Genomic DNA, 25,213 nt, shown 5'->3' on the forward strand with positions numbered 1-25,213 from the left:
GATTGGAGACCATGAGGCCAATAGACGGGGCTTTCGAGGCGAACGTAAACGGCAGCGCCACAAGAGCGGGAATTGCGGCGGATTCGCCGCCAGAAGATGGTCGGGACTTTGTTATCCAGTATCGGAACGTGCTCAAAGCCAAACCATTTTCGCGGCAGTATCGGGTCTTACCGAGGCCACTCTCCCGCCATTGCTGGACATGCGCCATCCAGCGAGCCGCGCGATTCTGTGCAAACTGAGTTTTCATGAAGACCTCCTTGAATTGGAGGCCCATTATCTCACATGAAAAATTTATGGATAGATGCGGACCTGTGAGCGCTTACTTTTTTTGTGCTCTTTCTCTTACAGGGTCTTTGCGTCTTCTTCCACCTGCTCGATCATCTTGCGCCGTTCTTCAAGTATCCGTTTCGTAAGCTCAGGATCGTGAAGGGCCAGAATCTGGGCGGCCAGCCAGGCCGCATTGCGTGCTCCGACCTTGTCCAGAGCCAGCGTGCCAACAGGAAATACGGGGGGCATCTGAACTGTGGCCAGCAGCGCATCCCAGCCTCCCAGCGAGGAGGCGGAAATTGGTATCCCAAGGACCGGGCGTATCGTTTTGGCCGCCACAGCTCCAGCCAGATGTGCGGCAAGGCCGGCAGCGCAGATAAAGACCTGCACACCGTCTTCCTCCAGTTCCTTGATCAGGCGGGAGGTGCGCTCTGGAGTACGATGCGCTGACGTGATGGTGAAGGTGCAGGAAATCCCCAGTTTTTGCAGAACATCCGCGCAAGGACGCACTGTGCTCTCGTCGGACTTGCTTCCCATGAAAATAGCGACCTGTGGCATCATGACCTCCTTAAGCCCTTGTTGGCGATATCTTTACGATAATAGCTGTTCTCAAAATGGATTTTGTCCACTGCCAAGTAAGCCCGTTCCCGCGCCTGGAGCAGATCGACACCGAGGGCGGTGACACCCAGTACTCGGCCTCCACTGCTGACAGGCACGCCGTCTTGCAACTGCGTGCCGGCCTGAAAGACTTTGACGGATTCAATCTGTTCCGCGTCTTCGATTCCACAGATAGCCATCCCCTTGGGATAGCTTTGCGGGTAGCCCAGCGCGGCCATCACGACACAGCAGCTGGTCTCTGCGTGGAACTCCACCTGTTCGGGAGCAAGGGTGCCGTTTACGCAAGCTAGCATGATTTCGACCAGATCCGATTTGAGTCTGGCCATGAGCGGCTGGCATTCGGGATCTCCGAAGCGAACATTGTACTCCAGAATCATCGGGCCCTGAGCAGTCATCATCAGACCGGCATAGAGCACGCCCTTGAATGGCTGCCCGATAGAAGCCAGATGTTGGGTAATGGGCCGGATGGCCAGATCGGCCATGGCCTGGTAACGCTCCTGGGGTAGAATGGGGGCGGGGCTGTAGGCTCCCATGCCACCGGTGTTGAGGCCGGTGTCGTCGTCCCCGATGCGTTTGTGGTCCTGCAGTGACGGCATGGGTACGATCGTGGTGCCGTCACAAAAAGCCATGAAGGAAGCTTCCTCACCGATCAAGGCCTCTTCGACCACGACGGTTTGTCCGGCCTCTCCAAACACCTGCGTAACCATCATGTCCCGTAGGGCCTCTTCTGCTTCGTCCATGCTCTGGGCGATGACCACGCCTTTTCCTGCAGCCAGGCCGTCCGCCTTGATGACCATGGGCAGGGCGTGCCCGCGTACATATTCAAGGGCCCGTTCATGACTGTCGAAGACCTGAAAGTCTGCTGTCGGCACTCCGGTTTCCCGCATCATGTTTTTGGCGAACGCCTTGGAGCCTTCCAATTGAGCGTCAAAAGTGCACGGGCCGAAACAAGGGATATTCACCGCTTTAAGGGCCTCGTTCAGCCCAAGGACAAGGGGCAGTTCCGGTCCGGCGACGACAAGTCCTATTTGGTTGTCGCGGGCAAAAGCGACAATGCCTTCTATGTCGTTATCCTTGAGGGGGACGTTGGTGCCCAGAAGGGCGGTTCCACCATTGCCCGGCGCAATGAACAATTTGTCCAGAAGTGGGCTTTGACTGATCTTCCATGCCAGGGCGTGTTCCCGTCCACCGGCTCCAACTATAAGAATATTCAAACAATCCTCCTGTGGTCCAATTCTGATGGAAACGAGCGCTCTAGGAGCGGCGTTTAAACAATTTTTCCAGATCGCTTACGCCCCAACGCAGCGCAACCGGGCGGCCATGCGGGCAGTAATTTTTTTCCGGCAGTTTTTGCCAGGATTCGACAAGCGCCATCGCCTCATCCGGGGTGAGGGTGTCTCCGGCCTTGATGGCGGCTTTGCAGGCCATGATAGCCCAGAGATCTTCCATGGAGGTGGCCTTCTCGGTCAGAATGTCCTGCAGAAATTCCTTGGCCTTGGATGGTGTCAGGAGCGCCGGAATGGAATGCAGCATCAGGCGCCCAGGGGCCAGTTCAAGAGAAAACCCGAGTTCATCGAGCTTTGTCCAGATTTCCTGTGCCAGAACCGCCTGCGCGGGATGAAGGGAAATTTCGAGGGGAAGGAGAAGCGGCCGTTTGTCGCCACGCGTGCCTTGGGCGCGCAGCATGTTGAAGAGGACACGTTCGTGGGCCGCGTGCTGGTCGATAAGCGTGATTTCGTTTCGTGCGGCCAGGATCAGGTATGTTTGGGCAAATTGTCCGAGATATCGCACTTCCGACGGCGCGGGAGCTTTTGGATTGCTCTCCGTGTTGGAAGCTGGCTGGAACGCTGGTGCGCTCCCATTTGGGTGATCGGCTTCAGGGAACGCGCCGTCCGGAGTTTCGAAGAGTTTTTGCGCGGCGGCTGAGGATGCAAATTTTTGTGGCCACTGCTGGTCATAGAGGGGGAGGGCCGATCCCGTTTCGGTCTGCGTCTGAATGGGTGCGGAAAAACGAGGTTCCATCACGGGCAAGGCCGTATGTACCTGGCTGACGGAAAGCGGCTGGGAGTGATCAAAGGTCTGCGTCTGGTGGGAATTGCGCTCCAAGGTCAGAAGGACGGCTCTGCGAACGATCCGGAAAATGGAGCCGTCGTCCTGAAAGCGAACTTCGGTTTTGGCCGGGTGCACGTTCACATCGACTTCGTCCGGCGGAATGCGCAGAAAAATGACCGCCTGCGGATACTCCTTGCCAAGAATTCTTCCCCGGTACGCTTCGCGGATGGCGCTCAGGATCGTCTTGTCCTGAACCGGGCGACCGTTGACGTAGATCAGAATGCGGTCCGGGCGGGCCTGGGCCATGGCGGGGTCGCCGACAAGTCCATGAATGGACAGCGGTTCATCCTCATGGCTGACTGCGTGCATGGATTCGACGACCTCTCTCGGCCAGATGGCCGCAAGTCGCTGCGTGACTTCCTGACCTGCCAGGAAGCGGTGTACGCTGCGTTCGGCATTCAGGAATTCAAAATCTACATGGGGGTTGGCAAGGGCGATGCGAGCTACAAGTTCGGCGCATTTGCGTGTCTCGGTGCCCGGTTTTTTTAGAAATTTGAGGCGGGCCGGGACGTTGGAGAAAAGATCGCTGACCTCTATTTCCGTCCCTTGGGGCATGGCGGTTTTGTCCTGACGCACAATGCGCCCATGCAAAACTTCCAAGACCCCGCCATCGCCATCCTGGCGGGCTGAGGCGATGCGAAAGCGGGAGACCGAAGCTATGCTGGGCAGGGCTTCTCCGCGAAAGCCAAAGCTTTTTATGTCCTGTAGATCCTGAAGGTTTTCCAATTTGCTGGTGGCGTGGCGCGTCACGGCAAGTTCAAGCTGATCTTCCGGGATGCCGAATCCGTTGTCGCTGACTTTGATGGATGATTGTCCGCCGTCTCGGATTTGAATGCGGATTCGGGTCGCGCCCGCATCCAGGGAGTTCTCGACAAGTTCCTTCAGGACGCTGGAGGGCCGTTCGACGACTTCGCCGGCCGCGATCTGGTTCTGCAATTCGGGAGGCAGGAGGTGGATCTGTTTTTCCGGATGCATGTCTTAACGACCCAATGATCCCAATTGCGCGAGGATGACACGAAATTCGAAGCGGGAGTCCTCGTCGGTTTGGCTCCATGATGTTTCGGCGGAGAAGCACTGGTGATCATAGCGCAGAGTCAGCCTTTTTTCCAGATCGGTGCTGGCTTCCCAATCGACGCGGTACAAAAAGGCGGCGCTCCATTGGTTGTTTATGGCAATTCCGCCTCCGAAGGAGGCGATACGCTGGCGCTCTTGTTCCTGGCGCAGGTATTCGTCGATCTCTTCCAGAAAATCCAGGCCGAACGAGGCGTACAACAGCTCGTCGTAGTAGGCTGAAAGGGAGTGTTCATGCTCGGTGATCCGGCTTTCGTACGTGGAGAACCACGTCTTGTTGTTCAGGTAAAGCCAGGGATTGATTCTGGTGGTCAGATCCGTAAGCACGTCGGAAAAGGGACGGTTGGGGTACTCGTCCGTGTCGTCGTTCCGTCTTTCTTCGCGAAGGCTGTAGGACTGTTCGAAGCGCAGCCTCGCCATTTCAAAGAAGTCCATCTGCAGACCAGGCTGTCCCTGTTCTTCGGGACTTGGCTGCCATTTTCCGGTTTTGCAGGTGAAAATATTCGTAATGGAGTATTTGAGTTCATTTTTGGCGTCGATTCGATCAGTTTCGTCAAAATAGGGATATTTTTCCTGCTCGTCATAAGGAATATAAGTGTATTCCAGACGCGGCTGAAGAGCATGTTTCAATTTTAGCCATGTAGGAGTTTGTGCATCTTTATCGATACTGTTTTCTTCATTTATGGTAAAAATTTTAGAAAATTCAGTGTAAGCAGTTGTGGAAAAATCAGGAAAAAATCTTGTCTGAGTACTCTTGTCCGTGTCTACATTGTCATCATCGCCTTCAAAGCGCTGGATAAAATAGCTTATGCTGCGAAGGCCTGCTTTCGGTATTATGGATCCGTATTCAAAGTGCATCGGCATGCCGATTATAGGATGAATATCAAATCGGCTGCCTGTAGTTCCGTATTCTCTCCAAAATGAAGCCAGTTGAGAACTTCCTTCAACGGTCAATGGAGTATCAAAAAGCTGCGTCTGGTATAAATGAAGATTGAGTTCAGGAAGTCTCTGCAGCGTGGGATCGAAAGCTCTTTGTTTTTCGGTGAGGTTATTATTGCTGCCGTATTCAAGATTTTGCGTGTATTCCAGAAGTCCTTGGAAGCCTATGTCGCCCCAGTTACGGCTCAGGAGGGCACGGTTGATCCGTAGATTGCTGTCGCTGTCTTCAATGTCGCGTCCAAAATATTGGAGAAAATCGCGGCGGCTTTTGTTGAACCCGGAGTATCCGCGAGAAAATTCACGCAGGTAATCCTGATCAGAAACCATATCCAGATCGAATTTGATATTCCAGTCAGGCTCACCGAGGTAGCCGTCGAATTTGCCGCGCGCCCACCAGCGATTGCGGTTTTCGCGCGCCATGTCGGTGTTGTCGCTGTAAAGCGACTCGCTTTCGGTCTGCTGGTCGTAGAGATAATCGAGCTTCCAGATTCCTTTGCTGTGGATGTCGGGCACCATGCGGTATTCGGCGCCGAGCATCAGGCCCTTGTTGGTCATGAGGTGCGAGTAGAGCGTGACGTCCTGTTCTTCGTCGATGACCTGATAATAGGGCTGGTCGTAGGTGATGCCGAGGCGGTCGCTGGTGCCGATCTCCGGGAGGAGAAAGCCGCTTTGTCTTTTGGTCTTGACGGGTATTACCGCGTACGGCGCGGCAAGGACGGGTTGATCGAGAATCTGAAACCGGGGCGTCCAGAGGTGTGCATAGCCGTCCACCGTGATGTCGCCTCGTGACGACTTGATCGACCAGGCCGGCCGGTCTCCATCGCAGACCGTGATGGTGGCTTCACGAAATTCGTACGTGTCCTGGCCTGTTTTTTTGAGAACCGCGCCTTCAAAATACATATGCGGTTCTTGCATGAATATCCGACCGTTCTTGAGCCATCCGGTATTGGTGTTGAGGTCGAACTCCGCTTCCTCGGCCTTCATGAAATCGCCTTGAAATCTGGCGTCGACATTTCCCTTGAGAAAGACCCATTTCGTGGACTGATAATAACGTGCATAATCGGCACGGATGTAGTCGCTACCCCTGTCCAGCACGACGTTTCCGAATGCTTCAAGATATTGGTTGTCGTGGCTTGCGGCCGTCTTGTCGGCCAGCAGTCGCCAGGACTGAGGAGCTTCGTCCTGCGCAGCGGCTGGGTCAAAGACGGCCAAGGCCAGCAAGGAAGTGACGCAAAGCAGGGAAATGAAGAGAATTCGCAGCTTCATGGATACGCCGTTGGATGGTCGAAAGTTGGTGTGGATGTGGCGGCACAGGTAGCATAAGCGACGCTGGATGCCTAGTCCGAAGTGTGCATGCGGCCCACTGGGGAGTTGACGAATCGCATAATTTGATGGTTGAGACCCGGCAGCAGCAAGGTCGATTAAAGTATTGGATTCATGACCAAGTTTGAGCCACCCCCTTGTCTTATTTTTCACAAACAGCTTGACCTTGAAGGGGAGGTGATTTAAGAACCCCGCAAATCTGTCCTGTTCTTCCAACGCGTTGCGCGGTCAACCGGCAAATAGTATAACACGCTGTGATTTAAGGTATTTATGGAACTACAAAAATTTTTGGCCGACAACCATCACGTCATTTGTGCTCAATGGTCAGAGGCAATCATCAAGACCTATCCTGAAGAGGGCGCCAAGTTTTTTTCCGGCTCTTCCAACCAGTTCGCCAATCCCGTTGGGCATACTTTTCGTAACAACGTCGAGCGTATATATAAGGTACTGCTCAGCGATGCGGACATTGATGAGTGCTCCACCGATCTGGACGGAATCTTGCGCATCAGGGCCGTACAGGGCTTCGCGCCGTCGGTTGCTCTGTGTTTTCTTCCTGCCCTCAAGGAGATAGTTCTCCGGCAGCTTGAGAAGACTTGTCCTGCCCCAGAAGCTAGCGCCATGCTGCATGACTGGAACACTCGTGTCGATAGGCTGACAATGCTCGGATTTGATCTTTACATGAATTGCAGAGAGCTTCTTTGGAAGCAAAAAGCGAATCAGTTATATAGTAGAACTCATAAATTGCTTGAGAGGGCTAATTTATTGAAAGACGAGGAGGTAGCGGGGTAGTGTCCGTTAAGTATATTTTTTGTGTTAACCCTTTAGCGAGGTAAAAGGTACATGAAAGCTCTTTACTCCCTTTTCCTGGTCTTTGCCCTCGCGGCATTAGCCCTAGTGGGCGCCGGGGCGTTGGGTATGGAAAAAGCCTTTGGGCTGTACATACCCTTCCTGGCAGTCGCGGTTTTTGTGGTGGGATTCTGTATGAGAGTTGTGGATTGGGGGAAATCGGCTGTGCCGTTTTGTATCCCTACTACATGCGGCCAGCAGGAATCCCTGCCATGGATCAAGCAGAGCACCATCGAAAATCCATCCACCACGGGCGGCGTCGTGATGCGGATGCTTTTGGAAGTGTTGTTGTTCAGGTCGCTGTTTCGCAATACCAAGGTTGATCTGCAGGAAGGTACAAAGGTTACCTACAGTTCAAGCAAATGGTTGTGGCTTGGCGCCCTGGCTTTCCACTATTCCTTTTTGATCATCGTCCTGCGGCATATGCGCTTTTTCACAGAGCCGGTGCCGGGCATTATCGCCGGCATTGAAGCCATGGACAGCATGCTGCAGATCGGCGCTCCGACGCTCTATCTTACCGACGTCGTGTTTGTCGCCGCAGTGACCTACCTTTTTGTGCGCCGCGTAGTGGTTCCCCAGATCCGTTACATATCTTTGGTGCAGGATTACTTTCCGTTGTTCCTGATTCTCGGCATCGCCTTTTCGGGAATTTTCATGCGGTATTTCGCCAAGGTCGACATCATTTCCGTCAAGCAGTTGGCCATGGGTCTGGTGACATTTTCCTGGGTCGTTCCGGAAGGGATCGGGGTGATGTTCTACATCCACATGTTCCTGGTCTCCGTCCTCTTGGCCTATTTTCCGCTCAGCAAACTCATGCACATGGGCGGCGTGTTCCTTTCGCCCACGCGCAACATGAACTGTGCTTCCAGAAAGTTCAGGCACGTCAACCCCTGGAAGTTCGAGAACGTTCATTATCACACATATGAAGAATACGAGGACGAATTCCGTGAGAAGATGGTCGATAAGGATCTTCCCGTGGACAAGCCTCTAGCAGAAGGAGCCGAGTAATGTCTGATCTGCCACGCCCTGAAGCGCTTTTTGCGAATATCGACTACACTCCGCCCAAGGCGGACTGGATGGACGTGCCGGTGGAGATCAAACCCGGCCGGTACTGTTACGCAGCCAACCCGGACAGCGTGAACTACTTGAGCCTGCCTCATGCCCGCAAGTGGAATCCTCTCGACGACGACTGGAAACTCCCGGAGAACTGGCAGGAAATCATCTTCAACGGCCTGCGCGAACGTCTGCAGAAGTATCGCTCGTTCAAGATCTTCATGGACATCTGCGTGCGTTGCGGCGCTTGCGCGGACAAATGTCATTTCTTCATCGGGTCCGGTGATCCGAAGAACATGCCGGTGCTGCGCGCAGAGTTGCTGCGTTCCGTCTATCGCGGCGAATTCACGACCTTCGGTAAGATCCTTGGCCGGTTCGCCGGTGGGCGCAAGCTGACTCCCGAAGTCCTCAAGGAATGGTGGTACTATTTCTTCCAGTGTTCCGAGTGTCGCCGCTGTTCGGTCTTCTGTCCCTACGGCATTGATACCGCCGAGGTGACCATCATCGGCCGCGAGCTCCTGAACCTGCTCGGCCTCAACATCGACTGGATCGCCACCCCGGTGGCCAATTGCTACCGCACGGGCAACCATCTCGGCATCCAGCCGCACGCTTTCTTCGACATGATCGACTTTTTCTGTGACGACATCGAAGATATCACCGGTATCCGTCCAGAGCCTTCGTTCAACAAGAAGGGCGCCGACATTCTCTTTATCACCCCCTCCGGAGACGTTTTCGCCGATCCGGGTACCTATACCTGCATGGGTTATCTCATGCTGTTCGAGTACCTGAAGCGCGAATACGGTCTGGACGTGACCTGGTCCACATACGCTTCCGAGGGCGGAAACTTTGGTTTCTTCACCTCCCACGAAACCATGAAACGCCTCAACTCCAAGATGTACATGGAAGCCGACCGCTTGGGCGTGAAATGGATTCTTGGCGGCGAATGCGGCCACATGTGGCGCGTTATCCATCAGTACATGGACACGCTGAACGGGCCCGAATTCCAGCATTCGCGCATGGAAGTGCCCTCCAATCCGATTACCGGTACGGTGTTCAAGAATGCCGCCAGCACCAAGATGGTCCACATTGCCGAATTCACGGCGGATCTGATCAAGCACGGCAAGCTCAATCTGAACAAGAAGCGCAACGCCAACATCCACCTGACCTGGCATGACTCCTGTAACCCCGCTCGCGGCATGGGTCTTCTCGACGAACCCCGTTTCGTGGCCAAGAGCGTTGTCGAGAAGTTCACCGAAATGCCTGAGGGCACCATCCGCGAGCAGACCTTCTGCTGCGGTGGCGGCGCCGGCCTGAACGCCGGTGAGAACGACGAATTGCGCATGATGGGCGGACTGCCTCGCGCCAATGCCGTCAAGTATGTCCATGACAAACACGGCGTGAACATGCTCGGATGCGTCTGCGCCATCGACCGGGCTGTACTGCCCAATTCCATGCAGTACTGGGTACCGGAAGTCGATGTTTGCGGCTTGCATGAACTTGTTGCCAATGCCCTGGTCTTTCCTGGTGAAAAGGAACGCGAAACCGATCTGCGCGGTGAAGACCTGCCCGGGATGGAGGATGAATAATGTACGACAAGAATAAAATTCTGATCGGTCTTGCCGTGTTCGTGGTCTTCATGACCTATCCGTTTTGGAACAACATCGGCAGTGCCGCATATCAAAGACCCGAGTTGGAAAAGCCCAAGAACGCCAAGGACTGTGTGGAAAGCGTCGAATTCATGCGCGCCGAGCACATGGCCATGCTCAACGAATGGCGTGATGAAGTCGTCCGCGGTGGGGAGCATGAATACCACTCCACGGCCAATCATCAGGTTTTTCAGAAGAGTCTGAGCAAGACTTGCATGAAGTGCCATGAGAACAAGGATCAGTTCTGCGACAAATGCCATGCGACCGTTTCGGTGAACCCCTACTGCTGGGATTGTCATGTTGATCCGAAGGGGGAAAACAAATGAAAACTTTGCGTAGAGACTTCTTGAAGATCGCTGCGGTGGCGGCTTTGGGCTGGGGAGTCCGTCCTGCCTCCGAGCTGTTGGCTGCCGGAGGAGGGACGGCAAGAGAAGGATTGCTTTTTGCATCCCGGCATTCTGTTCACTCCGGTCCCAATGCCCTCAAGGCCTCCCGTTGGGCCATGGTCATCGACACCGCCAAATTGACCGATGAGATAATTGCGGATGTGACAAACGTTTGCCACACTACGCATAATGTTCCGAATATTCCCGGTAATCAGAACCTTAAGTGGATCTGGGAAACATCAATGGAACATCTCTTTCTGGACAACCATCACGAATATCAGCCTGAAGCCGGAGCCAAGTCGGCCCTGGCCTTATGCAACCATTGCGATAATCCCCCCTGTGTGCGGGTTTGTCCCACAAAGGCCACTTTCCAGCGTGAAGACGGCATCGTCATGATGGATTTTCATCGCTGTATCGGCTGTCGTTACTGCATGGCCGGATGCCCCTACGGTTCGAGAAGCTTCAACTTCAGGGATCCGCGTCCGTTCATTGAAAAGATTGATCTTGATTACCCCACCCGTACCAAGGGCGTGGTCGAGAAGTGTGAATTCTGTGCCGAGCGCTTGGCTGAAGGAAAAATGCCTTCGTGCGTTGAAGTCTCCGCAGGGGCCATTACTTTCGGGGACTTGGATGACCCCGAATCCAATGTTCGCCAGTTGCTAGCTGAGCGCTTTTCCATCAGGCGCAGCCCGTACCTTGGAACCAAACCTTGTGTTTACTATCTCGTGTAAGGGGTAAGTCATGCTTGAAAAAGCCATAAATGGATCAAAAATTTATTGGGGTTGGATAGCCTTTTTGCTCCTGCTGATGAGCATCGGGGCTGCTTGTTATTGGCAACAGCTCTCGCACGGTCTGACAATCACGGGTATGAGCCGTGATGTCTCCTGGGGATTTTACATCGCGCAGTTCACCTTTCTGGTCGGCGTGGCTGCTTCCGCCGTCATGCTGGTGATTCCGAAATACCTTCACAACTACCAGAAGTTCGGCAAGATTCTCATTCTTGGTGAGTTCAACGCCGTGGCCATGGTCATTCTGTGCCTGCTGTTCATTGTCGCCGACCTCGGTTCGCCGCAGCGTCTGATGAACGTGCTGCTTCATCCCACACCCAACTCCGTGTTGTTTTGGGACATGGTGGTTCTGAACGGCTATCTGCTCATCAACATACTTGTGGGCTGGGTTACCCTTGAGGCCGAGCGCAAACAGGTCGCTCCCCCCAAGTGGATCAAGTTCTTCATCTATCTGTCCATTCCTTGGGCTGTTTCCATCCATACGGTCACGGCCTTCCTGTATTGCGGTCTGCCTGGCCGCGGTTACTGGCTGACCGCCGTGCTGGCCGCACGCTTCCTGGCATCTGCCTTCGCCGCGGGCCCCGCATTCCTGATTCTGGTGACGTATATCGCCAAGATCTTTACCGGCTTTGATCCCGGCAAGGGCGTACTGTCCACGCTTGGAAAGACGGTGGTCTACGCCATGTGCGTGAACCTCTTTCTGCTCCTGTGCGAAGTGTTCACGGTTTTCTACAGCCAGATTCCTTCGCACATGGCTCACCTTCAGTACCTGTTCGTCGGCTATCACGGACACGGCGTGCTGGTGCCTTGGATGTGGTCGGCGATGATCATGGCTGTTGTCGGCATCCTTATCCTGATCGTTCCCAAGAACAGGGAGCAGGACAACCTGCTGATCATCGGCTGTCTGCTTATTTTTATCGGCGCTTGGATCGACAAGGGCCTGGGAATGATCGGCGGCGGCTTTGTGCCGAACCCGTTGCATGAGATTACGGAATACGTGCCCAGTCAGCTGGAGCTTGGCGTATCCCTAGGCATCTACGCCACGGGCTTCCTGGTTCTGACCATCCTCTACAAAGTCGCGATCGGCGTTAAGCAGGAAATCGAATAACAAGATAATCGCGGGCGTTATTTTTAGCGCCCGCGTTTCTTATTCCTTGAAATTAAAGGATTATTTCCCTTTGTCATCAAGGTCGCTATTTAGGTTTACAGCCTTTTTGAAGGTGTGTAAGGGTCCCTTATTCAACCCGCATAAGCGGGAATTAAAAAGAATTTTGGAGGTTGATCATGGGTTATTCGGTTATCGTCGACAGCGACAAGTGCATCGGTTGTGGCGAATGTGTGGATGTTTGCCCTGTTGAAGTGTATGAGCTTCAGAATGGCAAGGCCGTCCCAGTGAACGAAGAGGAATGTCTTGGTTGCGAATCCTGCATCGAAGTTTGCGAGCAGAACGCCATCACAATCGAAGAGAACTAGGTCTTTTTTTTATGGCAGGCCCTGCCGGGGCCTGCCAGTTACCTCCGGCAATTTCAATTTTGAACTTCGCGCTGCGCCCGGCACGAAGTACTTTATCCCAAGTCCCTTTTTTTTCCATGTAATCGACATTTCTGCGGGATTGAACGTATCCCAGCGAGGGAATTTCTCCATGAATCTGGATTTATCGCAATTTTTCACGGAATATGAATCGCTTGTGGCTCAAGTCGATGCCGTCTTTCAAAAGGTTTCGGGCAATTTCGCCTCTGAAGTGCGTTGCAAGGAAGGATGCAGCGATTGTTGTCACGCTCTTTTCGATGTGACGCTGATCGAGGCCATGTATCTCAATCACAAATTTTCCGAGCTTGATGAAATCCGCAGGAATGAAATTCTGATCGAAGCCGACAAGGCTGACCGCAAGGCGTATGTCCTCAAGAAAAAGGTTTCGAAAGAGGCCGGTGAAGTCGATCATTCCGAGATTCTGCTCCGGACCGCCAAGGAGCGCCTTCGTTGTCCGCTTCTTGATTCCGCGGACAAGTGCGCTCTTTACCCTTACCGTCCCATAACGTGCCGGATTTACGGCATTCCGCTTGATATCGGCGGTAAATCCCATACTTGCGGCTTGTCGGGTTTCGAACCCGGTCGCCCCTATCCAGCCGTGAAGCTTGAGCGTATTCAGGACATGCTTCTGTCGCTCAGTAACCGGGTTCTGGATTCCGTTGGATCCCAGTATGCCGATTTCCGCCTGATGCATGTGCCTGTCTCCACGGCGCTCATGACGGTTTATTCCGATGAATTTTTTGGCACTGGCGGTGTCCAGCCCGAGGCCCCCGCAGAACGGGGAGCTTCTGAACCCGGAGGCAAAGATGCATAGACCCATGAACATGACTGACGAGCACGAGGCGCAGAAGAAGGCCATCTATGAGAAAATGGCTCCACGCAGGCGCAAGTTCGTGGATCGGATAGGTTACGATCGCTGGAATCCTTTTGCCGAGCCAAAGGAACCGATCGAATGGCGGACCGATGGAACAAAGCGCACGACTCAGCAGCTTGTGCGTGAATATCTGCAGAATCATGCCCCTGAAAAGTACAGCAATGCCTACGGGCAGGGCGTTCTTGAAATGTGTTTGGGCATGGTGAACGGTGATGAGCGATATATTGGAATGTTTGAATTTTCCAGATGGTATGCTGCAGAACTTGAAAAGCATAATATCGATATCAACGACTATATGCCCTAGGTAGGTACTTATGAAACAAAGAGCTGATTATGGTCCTAAAAGTGTCGATGCATTAAAGGCCGCATTGCAAGATAATCCGGATTCTGCTGCGCTTCTCTATAATCTGGGCGTTTCCCTGGTTGCTGACCGGAACCTGGCTGAAGCAAAGAAAGCATTTCAAGAAGTGCTTGCGCTGGAGCCGAACATCGCGGAAGCTTATGTGCAGCTTGGTGGTTTGGCAATGCACGATGGAGATCTTGATGAATGTCTCAAGATGAACAAAAAAGCTGCCGAAGTACGGCCGCGTTTTGCTGTTCCGTGGGGAAATATCGGATTTGTGCATATGCAGCAGCAAAATCCGGATAAGGCTGTGAAGGCGCTTAAAAAAGCATTGAGCTTTGATCCGCAATTCATCCAGGCTCATACTACGCTTGGCAGTGCCTATCTTGCACTTGGCGATCCGGACGGATGCATCATGCAATGCTCAAAAGCCCTCGAGATCGAACCGATGTTTGGTCCTGCCTACAACAACATAGGTCTTGCCTATCTTGACAAGGGCGAACCCAAGAAGGCGATCATGTATTTCGACAAGGCTGTAGAAACGGGGTTTGAGGTTGAAGCTCAAGTGCTTGAAGAAATCAAGCAGTACCGTTAAGCCAAGCCCAGACTGGGTTGAACGAAATACCGGTTGACAAAACGGCGGCATTGTACGAAGATTCACGAGCATCAATTTTTCAGAACTAGCTGAAATTGTTAAGAGGTTGAGGGTCGCGCAGTAGTTTAATACCAGCGCGATGACTGTGCACGGTCTAATCTTTTTAAGGAGGATGTGTAATGGCTAAACATGCGACCCCGTTGCTGGATCAGCTTCAGAGCGGTCCGTGGCCGAGTTTTGTGGCGGACATCAAGGAGGAAGCCGAGAGACGTCATAAAAACGTGAATAACGTGGAATACCAGATTCCTGTTGACGTTTGCGATGACCTTCTCGGAATCCTGGAACTGTCCTATAAGGACGGCACCACTCACTGGAAGCACGGCGGCATCGTCGGCGTTTTCGGTTATGGCGGCGGCGTAATCGGTCGTTATTGTGACCAGCCCCAGATGTTCCCCGGCGTTGCTCATTTTCATACCATTCGTGTCGCTCAGCCCGCGGGCATGTACTACACGACTGATTTCCTGAAGCAGCTCTGCGACCTGTGGGACATGCGTGGATCCGGTTTGACCAATATGCATGGCGCCACCGGCGACATCGTGTTGCTGGGAACGACCACTCCTCAGCTGGAAGAATTCTACTTTGAGCTGACCCACAAAATGAACAACGACTTGGGTGGTTCCGGTTCCAACCTGCGTACCCCCGCTTCCTGTCTTGGTGACTCCCGTTGCGAATGGGCTTGTTACGACGCTCAGGAACTGTGCTACCAGATGACTCAGGAATACCAGGACGAACTGCATCGCCCTGCTTTCCCCTACAAGTTCAAATTCAAGTTTGATGGTTGCCCGAATGGTTGCGTGGCTTCCATCGCTCGTTCCGACATGTCCTTCATCGGTACATGGCGCGACGACATCCGCATCGACCAGGAAGCTGTCGCCGCTTATGTCGGTGGCGAAATCCAGCCTAACGGCGGCGCGCATTCCGGCAAGGATTGGGGAGCCTTTGACATCCAGAAGGAAGTCATCGACCTGTGTCCCACCGAATGCATGTGGATGGAAGATGGCAAGCTGCAGATCAACAACCGCGAATGTACCCGTTGCATGCACTGTCTGAACGTCATGCCCCGCGCACTGCGCATCGGCAATGACCGCGGTCTTTCCATCCTGGTCGGCGCCAAGGCTCCGATTCTCGATGGCGCCCAGATGGGTTCCCTGCTCGTGCCCTTCATCAAGGTCGAAGAGCCCTACGACGAGATCAAGGAAATCATCGAAGGTATCTGGGAATGGTGGATGGAAGAAGGCAAGAACCGTGAGCGTCTTGGTGAGCTCATCAAGCGTCAGGGCCTGGCCAAGGCCATCGCCGCTGTTGGCCTGACTCCTGTGCCTCAGCATGTTATGGAACCCCGTCACAACCCGTACATCTTCTGGAAGGAAGAGGACGTTGAAGGCGGCTGGGATCGCGACATCGCGGATTACCGTAAACACCATCAGAGATAAGAAGGGGGTTGAAAATGGCTTTTGTTTCTTCCGGATACAATCCCGAAAAACCAATGGAAAACAGGATTTCGGACATCGGCCCCCGCCATGCTTCCGACTTCTTTCCTCCGGTCATTGCCAAGAACAAAGGGCAGTGGCTGTGGCACGAAATCTGTGAACCCGGCATCCTGATGCACAAGGCCGAGAGCGGCGACGAAGTCTACACTGTTCGTTGCGGCGGCGCTCGTCTGATGTCCATCGGCCACATTCGCGAAATCTGCGAAATCGCCGACAAGTTCTGCGGTGGGCATCTGCGCTTCACCACTCGTAACAACATTGAGTTCATGGTTACCACTCTTGATGAAGCCAAGAAGCTCAAAGAATACTTGAACGCCCAGAAGTTCGACGGTGGCAGCTTCAAGTTCCCCGTTGGCGGCACCGGCGCCGGCATCACCAACATCGTTCATACCCAGGGTTGGGTCCACTGCCACACCCCTGCAACGGACGCTTCCGGTACGGTCAAGGTCGTTCTGGATGAACTCTTCGAAGAGTTCGGCCAGATGCGCATGCCTGCCCAGGTCCGCATCTCCATGGCTTGCTGTCTGAACATGTGCGGCGCCGTACACTGCTCCGACATCGCAATCCTTGGTTATCACCGCAAGCCTCCGGTCATCGACCACGAGTGGCTGGACAACCTGTGCGAAATTCCGTTGGCCGTTGCCGCCTGCCCCGTAGGCGCCATCCGTCCGACCAAGAAGGAAATCGTCACTGAAGCCGGTGAGACCAAGACCGTGAACACCGTTGCCATCAAGAACGAGCGCTGCATGTTCTGCGGTAACTGCTACACCATGTGTCCGTCTCTGCCCCTGTCCGACCAGACTGGTGACGGCCTGGTCATCATGGCCGGCGGCAAGGTTTCCAACCGCATCAGCAATCCCAAGTTCTCCAAGGTCGTCGTGGCCTTCATTCCCAACGAACCGCCTCGCTGGCCCAAACTGGCCAAGACCATCCGCCAGATCGTCGAAGCCTATGCTGCCGACGCCCGCAAGTACGAGCGTGTTGGTGACTGGGCTGAGCGCATTGGTTGGGAGCGTTTCTTCGAGAAGTGCGGACTGGATTTCTCCGAGCACATGATTGATGACTTCCGTGATCCTGCGTACTACACTTGGCGCCAGACCACGAACTTCAAGTTCTAAACTGGTCGCTGAGAACCGACAACCTATAGGGCCGACGCAAGTCGGCCCTAAACCATAAGAGAGGCGAGCATGGCAGATCCTAAAGAGATCGTGTTGGAGTACATCCAGTCCAAGTCCAAGCAGAAATCGAAGTTTTACTTCAATGACTTGGCCGCTCTTTTTCCCGATATGAAGATGCGCGAAGCCAAAAAAGTAATCAACCAGCTTGTGTCTGAAGGTGTTCTTGAATACTGGTCCAGCGGCAGCACCACCATGTACGGTGTTCCTGGCGCTGGAAAGCAGGCACACACAGAAGGCGAAGATTAAGATTTCCTGATGCCTGCCTCTTCACTGACGTGTCCTCGGATACTTGTTGCCGGCCTTGGTGGCGGTTCCGGCAAGACTATCGTCAGCTTGGGGCTGGCTCGCGCCTTCACAGAGCAAGGTCTGACAGTTCAGGCCTTCAAGAAGGGTCCAGATTATATTGATGCCAAGTGGCTAGGATTAGCCAGTCGGAGCATCACAAGCAATCTGGATCCTTTTTTATTGTCTTCCGAAGTGCTTCGGAACCTTTTTTGGTCCAGGGCGCAAAGCTTTGACCTGGCCTTGCTTGAAGGCAACCGGGGACTTTACGACGGCAAGGATGTGCTCGGGTCCTGTTCATCCGCTGAACTCGCCAAATCCCTCAAATGTCCTGTCATTATCGTAGCCGATTGCACCAAGGTGACGCGGACCATGGCCGCCATCATTCTTGGCCTGACCATGTTCGACCCCGAAGTGGATATCCGGGGCGTGATCCTGAACCGGACCGCTGGCGGCAGGCATCAAAAGATCCTGCGGCAATCCATCGAGAAGTATACCGATGTGCAGGTACTTGGCGTTCTGCCGAAGCTTCCTGACAATCCCATCCCTGAACGGCACATGGGACTCATCTCCGATGCCGAATACAGCCGGGATCCTTTTTCAGAGCTTGCCGCCTTTTTGCGCACTCATGCCGACCTTGAAGCCTGCCTGAATATCGCCCGCCAGGCTCCTGCCGTCGAGATGGATCTGGCTCCGCTTTATTCAACGTCTCGAACGCTCGCTCCTGTGCGCATCGGTGTCGCCCGCGATGCCGCGCTATGGTTCTATTACCAGGAAAATTTCGATGCCCTGCGCCATGCCGGAGCCGAATTGGTTGAATTCAGTCTTCTGGCAGACCACGAGATTCCCGCCGTTGATGCCGTTTACATGGGGGGTGGGTTTCCCGAAACTTTGGCGGAGGGTTTGACTCAAAACACTTCCATGCGAAAGTCAGTCAGAGAGCATGTCCTTGGCGGCATGCCGCTTTATGCCGAATGCGGCGGACTGATGTACTTGAGTCGAGAGCTCCAGTACGAGGGTGTCTCCTACCCCATGGCTGATGTTTTTCCCCTGGACACCAAGGTTTTCAAAAAGCCGCAGGGGCACGGGTACACGAGCGCTCTCATAGCCTCTCCAAATCCGTTCTATCCGCTCCAAGCCCGGCTGACCGGACATGAATTTCATTATTCCCGCTGCGTGGACACCAGTGGCATAGAATCCTTTGTTTTTCAGATTGAACTCGGACAGGGCATGGCCAAGGGGCACGATGGCGTTTTGCATCGAAATTGCCTGGCGGGCTATACGCACATGCACGCCCTTGGGAATCCGCTCTGGGCCGGGAATTTCGTTTCAGCCGCCAGGATTTACAGGGATTGCCGCAACGCCGGACGAGCGTGTCCTGATATCAGACTGAAATAGTCCTCTTGACGTTTCTAGTAATTGTTATTAATAATCCATCTCAAGAGAAACGGAGGTGAATTATGGGACAGTTAAGAGCTTTCAAGGACCTGATAATCGATTGGGAAATGACCCCTGAAGATGCGGTCGCCATTTATCTGGAATGGGGAAACAACGGTTATCGTGGTGGCTACCAGTACGCGGTCAAGGGAAAGGAAGATCATTCTCACTACTTTGTCGTGAATACTTGGGATGAAAAGCCGATAGTAACCCTTTTGTACCGCAACTCCGATGGAGCCGACGAACTGGCCGTGTTGCCGCTTCCCGAGAAACTGGCCGACAAGTTCATGAAGGGCGTGTACAACCACAAGGGCATTTATCCCGTCAACGCTGATGTGAAGCAGTGGCTTGAGAGTGAACTCTACAACTAGCTACTGAAGCCATCTCGCAAATATCCTCGAAAAGCCGGCAAGTCCGGCTTTTCGCTTTTCCGGGGCATTGACTGTTTTGGTCATGGGGCTATCAGAATGAAGCAGACGACGATGGGAGCTGTGAGACTGGTTTGCTGGGTGTTGAGCTGATCTTAAGACCGTGGAGAAAAAATGACGTTGAGTACATGTCGGCGATGCGGAACATGTTGTGAAAAGGGCGGGCCCGCTCTGCACGAGGCGGATAAGGGATTGCTTGAGCACATTCCCATGAAGGATGTCGTATGCCTGAGGCGAGGGGAATTGGCTTTTGATCCACGGACACAGTCCTTGCAGCCTTTGCCTTTGGAATTGATGAAGATTCGCGGGAAAGGCGCGGGCTGGGAGTGCGTGTATTTCCTGCCCCGGGAAAAGTCGTGCTCGGTGTACGGCCATAGGCCTCTTGAATGCAGGTCTCTTTTTTGTGCCGACACCGATGCGATTCACAAGGCCATGGCCGAGCCGACTTTGACCCGCGAAGACATCGTTCAAAAGGGATCGGGGCTTTGGACCTGCATCGAAGAACATGAAAACAGTTTTTCCGTGACCGAGGCTCTTGGCCTGGCCAAGGCCGAACAAGATTGCGCGGGCGCCATCTGTTCCGAGCTGGACGACCTGATCAGACGGGAGATCCATTTCCGGCGGGTTCTTGCCGAAAAGGTGGGGGCCAAGGATGAGGATTTATGGGCGTATTTCGGACGCCCTCTTTGGCTTGCGCTTTTACCGTTGAACCCTGAATTTTCGCGTTATGATCAAGTCTGAAATTTTGTGTCAAATTGTTGACTTGATTGGGCCGGGTATTATCTATTCGCGTACATTACGAGCATAAGGAGTGGTACAGCTTTGGAATATAAAGATTATTACAATCTGCTCGGAGTGGCCAAGGGTGCAAGCCAGGAAGAGATAAGCAAGGCTTTCAAGAAGCTTGCCCGAAAATATCATCCCGACTTGAACCCCAGCGATCCCGCAGCCGAAGGCAAGTTCAAGGAAATCAACGAAGCCTACGAAGTCTTGAAGGATCCGGAAAAGCGCAAGCTTTACGATTCGCTTGGACCAAACTGGAAGGAGGGGCAGAATTTTCAGCCGCCTCCGGGGTATGAGAATTTCCAGTTCCGCTCCGGCGGATTCGGCGGAGAGGGCTTCAGCGATTTTTTTGAAACGATTTTTGGTCAGGCCGGAGGTTTTGGCCAGTCCGGGGGCTTTGGGAGTCGCTTTGGCGGCGATCCTTTCGGGCGCTCCATGCGCAGCAAGGGCCGCGACGCTGAGGTGCGCCTGACCCTGAGCATGGAAGAAGCCTATCGCGGCGGTCCCAAGACCATCACCCTGCAGGAGCAGGTTCGCGGTGCCGACGGCATGCCGCACCTGCAGTCCAAGACCCTGGAGGTCAATATCCCGGCGGGTGTGAAGGATGGCGCCAAGATCCGCCTCTCCGGCCAGGGGTCGCCGGGTTCCGGCGGCGGCCCGGCAGGCGACCTGTTGTTGCAAGTCTCCATAGCCGAGCATCCCCTGTTTCGTCTCGAAGGCGTGAACGTGATCTATGATCTGCGTCTGGCGCCCTGGGAGGCCGTGCTTGGCTGCTCGGTACGCATCCCGACCCTGGACGGCCCCGTGGACATGAACATTCCGGCGGGCCTGAGCAGCGGTCAGAAGTTGCGTTTGGCCGGCAAGGGGCTGGGCAAGGGCGCGAGTCAGGGAGACCAGTTCGTGCGCATAGTCATCCGGTCCCCCAAGACATTGACGGATCGGGAACGCGAACTCTGGGACGAACTGTCCGCAATATCCACATTTCAGGCCAGGTAGGAGCAGGGAATGACACTTGTGCAGATTCACGAACATGGGCTTCCGGCAACTTCCGAGCGCATCGGCACCAGGGAGTTTCTGGAACTGACCGGCCTTACCGAAGCCACACTTTTGGAACTTGTACGCATGGAGTGGATAGTGCCATCCACAACGGCCCAGCAGGAATTTCTGTTTGTGCGCATGGATGTGCTGCGTGGTCGAAAGTACAGGCGGCTGTGCGCCGATTTCGAGCTGAGCCCTGTGGCGGGCGTCATCATTGTCGACCTGCTGGAACGCATCGATCATTTGGAAGAGCGATTGCGCGGTCTGTCGAACCGGATTTGACTGCGCGGATATAAGGAGGATTCTTATGGATCTTGGCAAATTCACGCAAAAATCACAGCAGGCAGTGGCCGAGGCCCAGGCCGTGGCCATTCGTCTGGGGCATCAGCAGGTTGATGCGGATCATCTGTTCCGCGCCCTGGTCGATCAGGAGAATGGACTGGTCCCGCGCCTTTTGGAAAGGGCCGGATACGATGTACGTGCCCTGACTGCCGCCCTGGACCAGGAACTGGGCAAGATGCCGCGTGTCAGCGGCCCCGGAGCCCAGCCCGGACAGATATACGTCACCCAGCGCATGAACGAGGTCATGCTCGCGGCCCAGGACTTGGCCAAAAAGATGCAGGACGAATACGTCAGCGTGGAGCACGTCTTGCTGGCCATTCTGGAGAAACCCGGAACGGGACCCAGCGCCGTGGTACTGCGCCAGTTCGGACTGACCAAGGACAAGATTCTGGCCGTGCTGGCAGAGGTGCGCGGCAATCAGCGGGTCACATCGGACAACCCCGAGGAGACCTACGACGCGCTCAAGAAATACGGCCGCGATTTGGTCGATGACGCTCGCAAGGGCAGACTTGACCCCGTCATTGGTCGCGATTCCGAGATTCGGCGCTGCATTCGCATTCTGTCCCGCCGCACCAAGAACAACCCGGTCATGATCGGCGAGGCCGGTGTCGGCAAGACGGCCATCGTCGAGGGCCTGGCCCAGCGCATCCTGAACAAGGACGTGCCCGAGGGGCTCAAGGACAAGACCGTCTTCGCCCTCGACATGGGCGCGCTCATCGCCGGGGCCAAGTATCGCGGCGAATTCGAGGAGCGGCTCAAGGCCGTTTTGAAGGAGGTACAGAAGTCCGAAGGGCGCGTCATCCTCTTCATCGACGAGCTGCACACCATTGTCGGCGCGGGCAAGACGGAAGGCGCCATGGATGCGGGCAATCTTTTGAAGCCCATGCTGGCGCGCGGCGAGCTGCACTGCATCGGCGCGACCACTCTCGACGAATACCGCAAATACATCGAGAAGGACCCGGCTCTGGAACGCCGCTTCCAGCCCGTGCTGGTGGAAGAACCAAGCGTCGAGGACGCCATCTCAATCCTGCGCGGCCTGCGGGAGCGCTTCGAGGTCCATCACGGGGTGCGCATCTCCGATTCGGCCCTGGTCACCGCCGTGACCCTGTCCAGCCGCTACATCTCGGACCGGCAGCTCCCCGACAAGGCCATTGACCTCATCGACGAGGCTGCGGCCATGATCCGCACGGAGATCGACTCCTTGCCCACGGAACTCGACGAGATCAACCGCAAGACCATGCAGCTGGAGATCGAGCGCGAAGCCTTGCGCCGCGAAACCGACGCTGCGTCGCGTGAACGGCTGGAGCGTCTGGAAAAGGAACTGGCCGAGCTCAAGGAAAGCCAGACGGGGCTCAAGGCGCAATGGGAACGGGAAAAGAGCGGCATCGACGAAATCAGCCAGCTCAAGAAGGATCTGGAGGCGACCAAGGAGGCCATCGCCAAGGCCGAGCGCGAATACGACCTGAACAAAGCGGCGGAACTCAAATACAGCCGCCTCATCGAACTCGAGCGCAAGCTTGAGGCGCTCTCGGGCGGAAACGACGGTGAACAGCGCCTCCTGCGCGAAGAAGTCGGCCCTGACGACATCGCGGCCATCATCTCCAAGTGGACCGGGATCCCCGTGGTCAAGCTGGTTGAGGGAGAGCGCGAGAAGCTTTTGAAACTTGGGGATATTCTCCACGAGCGGGTCATCGGCCAGGACGAGGCCGTGCAGGCCGTGGCCGACGCCGTGCTGCGCGCCCGGGCGGGTCTCAAGAATCCGCGGCGTCCCATCGGCTCCTTCATGTTCCTGGGTCCCACGGGCGTGGGCAAGACCGAGCTGTGCAAGACCCTGGCAAAAAGCCTTTTTGATACCGAAGAGAACATGGTGCGCCTCGACATGAGCGAATACATGGAAAAGCACACCGTGGCCCGGCTCATCGGGGCCCCTCCCGGCTACATCGGCTACGACGAGGGCGGCCAGCTGACCGAGGCCGTGCGGCGCAAGCCATACAGCGTGGTGCTTTTCGACGAGATCGAGAAGGCGCATCCCGACGTCTTCAACGTGCTTCTGCAGATCCTCGACGATGGCCGCCTGACCGACAGTCACGGCCGAACCGTGGACTTCAAGAACACGATCATCATCATGACCTCGAACATCGGCTCGCCCATGCTTCTGGATGGAATCAGCGAAACCGGGGAACTGCGCGAGGGCGTGCGTGAAGGAGTGATGGGGGTGCTGCGCGGGCATTTCCGCCCTGAGTTCCTGAACCGGGTGGACGAGATCGTGCTCTTCAAGCCACTTCTCATCGAACAGATCAAGCGCATCATTGAATTGCTTCTGGACAACCTGCAGACGCGCCTGGATGAGCGCAAGATCACCCTTGAGCTGACCGAAAGGGCCAAGGAATTCATCGCCCGCGAGGCCTATGACCCGGTCTATGGCGCGCGGCCGCTGCTCAGATACCTGCAACACCATCTGGAAACGCCGCTGGCCCGGGAGATCATCGGCGGACGCCTGCACGACGGGCAGAAAGTGGTGGTGGATGAAATGGACGGCACCCTTGGCTTTGAACTCTAGATACCGCGATCGGATCCGATCGGCCGGCTTCGGCAGACCATGCCGGGGCCGGTCTTTTTTTTGACTTCAGGAACAATGCGGACGCAAGGCGCGGCTTCATTTCTGGACCTCGAGCCCGAAACGGATTAACTCGTCCTGCTTTGGTTCACGAACGCAGACGCATATTTCAAGGAGCACCGGCATGACAGCCAAGACCTGTCTCATTCTCGACATCGGCAGCGGCACCCAGGACGTTCTGTTGTACCAGGAGGGCCTGGAACTGGAAAACTGCCCCAAGTTCATCCTGCCTTCGCCTGCCCGGAACGTGGCGGCCCGCATCCGGGAACTGACCGCGCTCGGCCGGGATATCTATCTTCATGGCCAGAACATGGGCGGCGGATTCTGGCGGGCGGTCAAGGCCCATCAGGACGCCGGGCTCAAGGTCTTCGCGCATCCGGAGGCGGCGCTGGCTCTGGGAGACGATCTGGATCAGGTGCGCGGGCACGGCATCGACATCACTTCGGTCCCGCCGCTCACGGCATCCCAGGTGCTCCTGACGGATTTCGATCCCGGTTTCTGGCGCGGTCTGTTGCAGCACGCCGGCCTGCCCCAGCCCGATCTCGTCCTGGCCTGCGTGCAGGACCACGGCTTCCATCCCGGCAAGAGCAACCGCATTTCGCGCTTCGCGTACTGGGAGCGTTTCATGAACGAGGATGGCGGCGATCTGTCCCGCCTCCTTTACGCGGATCCGCCGGAAGAGATGACCCGCCTGCAGTGCCTGCGCCGCTCCATCGGAGTGGGCATGGTGGCCGATACGGGTTCAGCGGCCCTGCTCGGGGCCCTCTTCGATCCCGGCGTCGAGCGCACGGCCGCCACGGACGGCGTGCTCGTGCTCAATGTCGGCAACAGCCACACCATCGCCTTTCTTGTGCTCGGGCGCCAAGTCCTGGGCGTTTATGAACACCACACCGGACATCTGGACGAGACCAAGCTCCTGGATCATCTGGCGCGGTTTAGGCGTGGGGAGCTTGATAACCAGGAAGTTTTCGATGACGGAGGCCATGGCTGCGTGACCGTTGCGGATCTGCCCGATGGTTTTCGGCGCATCGTCGTTCTGGGCCCCCGGCGCGCCCTGCTGGCCGACGCCAAAGTGGAATTCCTGGCTCCGGGCGGCGATATGATGCTGGCCGGATGCTTCGGGCTCTTGAAAGGATGGCGGGAGGCGGGCCGGTAATCCGGTCGTTC

Annotated in this window: 25 protein-coding genes; 20 read left to right on the forward strand and 5 right to left on the reverse strand. The window is 55.3% G+C overall.

Going from position 1 to position 25,213, the window contains the following annotated elements; all coding sequences use genetic code 11:
• The 5 genes from tnpA to BMZ40_RS14365 all read right to left on the reverse strand — a co-directional run.
• A partial coding sequence (gene tnpA / locus BMZ40_RS19810) for an IS66 family insertion sequence element accessory protein TnpA (protein ID WP_425429366.1) occupies positions 1–247 on the reverse strand: 247 nt, incomplete at its 3' end.
• Between the two features lie 95 nt (positions 248–342).
• Positions 343–825: a 5-(carboxyamino)imidazole ribonucleotide mutase gene (purE, locus tag BMZ40_RS14350; protein ID WP_092377224.1), complete on the reverse strand. Its 483-nt coding sequence runs from the start codon at positions 823–825 to the stop codon at positions 343–345.
• Entirely contained in the window at positions 825–2,099 is a 1,275-nt protein-coding gene (gene purD, locus BMZ40_RS14355; RefSeq protein WP_092377227.1) for a phosphoribosylamine--glycine ligase, read from the reverse strand. Before purD ends, purE begins: the two co-directional genes overlap by 1 nt.
• A gap of 40 nt (positions 2,100–2,139) precedes the next feature.
• Positions 2,140–3,972: a DNA mismatch repair endonuclease MutL gene (gene mutL, locus BMZ40_RS14360; protein ID WP_092377231.1), complete on the reverse strand. Its 1,833-nt coding sequence runs from the start codon at positions 3,970–3,972 to the stop codon at positions 2,140–2,142.
• Positions 3,973–3,975: 3 nt separating this feature from the next.
• Positions 3,976–6,546: an LPS-assembly protein LptD gene (locus tag BMZ40_RS14365; RefSeq protein ID WP_143075651.1), complete on the reverse strand. Its 2,571-nt coding sequence runs from the start codon at positions 6,544–6,546 to the stop codon at positions 3,976–3,978.
• 54 nt (positions 6,547–6,600) lie between these two features.
• Between BMZ40_RS14365 and BMZ40_RS14370 the strand changes: the two genes are divergently transcribed.
• From BMZ40_RS14370 to BMZ40_RS14465, 20 genes are all read left to right on the forward strand, one after another.
• The gene (locus tag BMZ40_RS14370) at positions 6,601–7,119 is read left to right on the forward strand and encodes an RsbRD N-terminal domain-containing protein (RefSeq protein WP_092377237.1); all 519 of its coding nucleotides are present in this window, start codon (positions 6,601–6,603) and stop codon (positions 7,117–7,119) included.
• Between the two features lie 51 nt (positions 7,120–7,170).
• Entirely contained in the window at positions 7,171–8,184 is a 1,014-nt protein-coding gene (dsrM, locus tag BMZ40_RS14375; protein WP_092377239.1) for a sulfate reduction electron transfer complex DsrMKJOP subunit DsrM, read from the forward strand.
• Positions 8,184–9,815, forward strand: coding sequence for a sulfate reduction electron transfer complex DsrMKJOP subunit DsrK (gene dsrK / locus BMZ40_RS14380; protein WP_092377242.1), 1,632 nt, complete (start codon positions 8,184–8,186; stop codon positions 9,813–9,815). The genes dsrM and dsrK overlap by 1 nt, the downstream gene beginning before the upstream one ends.
• Positions 9,815–10,201 carry a sulfate reduction electron transfer complex DsrMKJOP subunit DsrJ gene (gene dsrJ, locus BMZ40_RS14385; RefSeq protein ID WP_092377245.1) on the forward strand — a complete coding sequence of 129 codons (387 nt, stop codon included), beginning with the start codon at positions 9,815–9,817 and terminating at the stop codon, positions 10,199–10,201. Before dsrK ends, dsrJ begins: the two co-directional genes overlap by 1 nt.
• Positions 10,198–10,992, forward strand: a complete 795-nt coding sequence (gene dsrO, locus BMZ40_RS14390) for a sulfate reduction electron transfer complex DsrMKJOP subunit DsrO (protein ID WP_092377248.1) — start codon at positions 10,198–10,200, stop codon at positions 10,990–10,992. The genes dsrJ and dsrO overlap by 4 nt, the downstream gene beginning before the upstream one ends.
• Before the next feature lie 10 nt (positions 10,993–11,002).
• Positions 11,003–12,157 (forward strand): sulfate reduction electron transfer complex DsrMKJOP subunit DsrP, encoded by a 1,155-nt coding sequence (dsrP, locus tag BMZ40_RS14395; RefSeq protein ID WP_092377251.1) that lies wholly within the window; start codon positions 11,003–11,005, stop codon positions 12,155–12,157.
• Positions 12,158–12,333: 176 nt separating this feature from the next.
• Positions 12,334–12,522, forward strand: coding sequence for a ferredoxin (locus tag BMZ40_RS14400; protein WP_012805487.1), 189 nt, complete (start codon positions 12,334–12,336; stop codon positions 12,520–12,522).
• A 169-nt stretch (positions 12,523–12,691) separates the two neighbouring features.
• Positions 12,692–13,393, forward strand: a complete 702-nt coding sequence (locus BMZ40_RS14405; protein WP_092377254.1) for a YkgJ family cysteine cluster protein — start codon at positions 12,692–12,694, stop codon at positions 13,391–13,393.
• Positions 13,386–13,757 (forward strand): hypothetical protein, encoded by a 372-nt coding sequence (locus BMZ40_RS14410; protein WP_092194126.1) that lies wholly within the window; start codon positions 13,386–13,388, stop codon positions 13,755–13,757. Before BMZ40_RS14405 ends, BMZ40_RS14410 begins: the two co-directional genes overlap by 8 nt.
• Positions 13,758–13,767: 10 nt before the next feature.
• Positions 13,768–14,391, forward strand: a complete 624-nt coding sequence (locus tag BMZ40_RS14415) for a tetratricopeptide repeat protein (protein ID WP_092377257.1) — start codon at positions 13,768–13,770, stop codon at positions 14,389–14,391.
• A 179-nt stretch (positions 14,392–14,570) separates the two neighbouring features.
• Positions 14,571–15,884: a dissimilatory-type sulfite reductase subunit alpha gene (gene dsrA / locus BMZ40_RS14420; RefSeq protein WP_092377260.1), complete on the forward strand. Its 1,314-nt coding sequence runs from the start codon at positions 14,571–14,573 to the stop codon at positions 15,882–15,884.
• A gap of 14 nt (positions 15,885–15,898) precedes the next feature.
• Positions 15,899–17,059 (forward strand): dissimilatory-type sulfite reductase subunit beta, encoded by a 1,161-nt coding sequence (gene dsrB / locus BMZ40_RS14425; RefSeq protein WP_092377263.1) that lies wholly within the window; start codon positions 15,899–15,901, stop codon positions 17,057–17,059.
• 69 nt (positions 17,060–17,128) lie between these two features.
• Positions 17,129–17,365 (forward strand): dissimilatory sulfite reductase D family protein, encoded by a 237-nt coding sequence (locus BMZ40_RS14430; protein WP_092377266.1) that lies wholly within the window; start codon positions 17,129–17,131, stop codon positions 17,363–17,365.
• Positions 17,366–17,374: 9 nt separating this feature from the next.
• Positions 17,375–18,799, forward strand: a complete 1,425-nt coding sequence (locus tag BMZ40_RS14435) for a cobyrinic acid a,c-diamide synthase CobB (RefSeq protein ID WP_092377269.1) — start codon at positions 17,375–17,377, stop codon at positions 18,797–18,799.
• Between the two features lie 62 nt (positions 18,800–18,861).
• Positions 18,862–19,209 carry a DVU0772 family protein gene (locus tag BMZ40_RS14440; RefSeq protein WP_092377272.1) on the forward strand — a complete coding sequence of 116 codons (348 nt, stop codon included), beginning with the start codon at positions 18,862–18,864 and terminating at the stop codon, positions 19,207–19,209.
• Positions 19,210–19,380: 171 nt separating this feature from the next.
• Entirely contained in the window at positions 19,381–20,007 is a 627-nt protein-coding gene (locus tag BMZ40_RS14445) for a YkgJ family cysteine cluster protein (RefSeq protein WP_092377275.1), read from the forward strand.
• 81 nt (positions 20,008–20,088) lie between these two features.
• A complete protein-coding gene (locus BMZ40_RS14450; protein WP_092377278.1) occupies positions 20,089–21,045 on the forward strand; it encodes a DnaJ C-terminal domain-containing protein in 957 nt (318 codons plus the stop codon).
• A 9-nt stretch (positions 21,046–21,054) separates the two neighbouring features.
• On the forward strand, positions 21,055–21,369 hold the full coding sequence (locus BMZ40_RS14455) for a chaperone modulator CbpM (RefSeq protein WP_092377281.1): 315 nt from the start codon (positions 21,055–21,057) through the stop codon (positions 21,367–21,369).
• Between the two features lie 25 nt (positions 21,370–21,394).
• Positions 21,395–23,989: an ATP-dependent chaperone ClpB gene (gene clpB / locus BMZ40_RS14460; RefSeq protein ID WP_092377284.1), complete on the forward strand. Its 2,595-nt coding sequence runs from the start codon at positions 21,395–21,397 to the stop codon at positions 23,987–23,989.
• 181 nt (positions 23,990–24,170) lie between these two features.
• The gene (locus tag BMZ40_RS14465; protein WP_092377287.1) at positions 24,171–25,202 is read left to right on the forward strand and encodes a DUF1786 domain-containing protein; all 1,032 of its coding nucleotides are present in this window, start codon (positions 24,171–24,173) and stop codon (positions 25,200–25,202) included.
• The last annotated feature ends 11 nt before the right edge of the window (positions 25,203–25,213 follow it).

This window comes from Desulfomicrobium apsheronum (assembly GCF_900114115.1).
Classification (GTDB): Bacteria; Desulfobacterota; Desulfovibrionia; order Desulfovibrionales; family Desulfomicrobiaceae; genus Desulfomicrobium; species Desulfomicrobium apsheronum.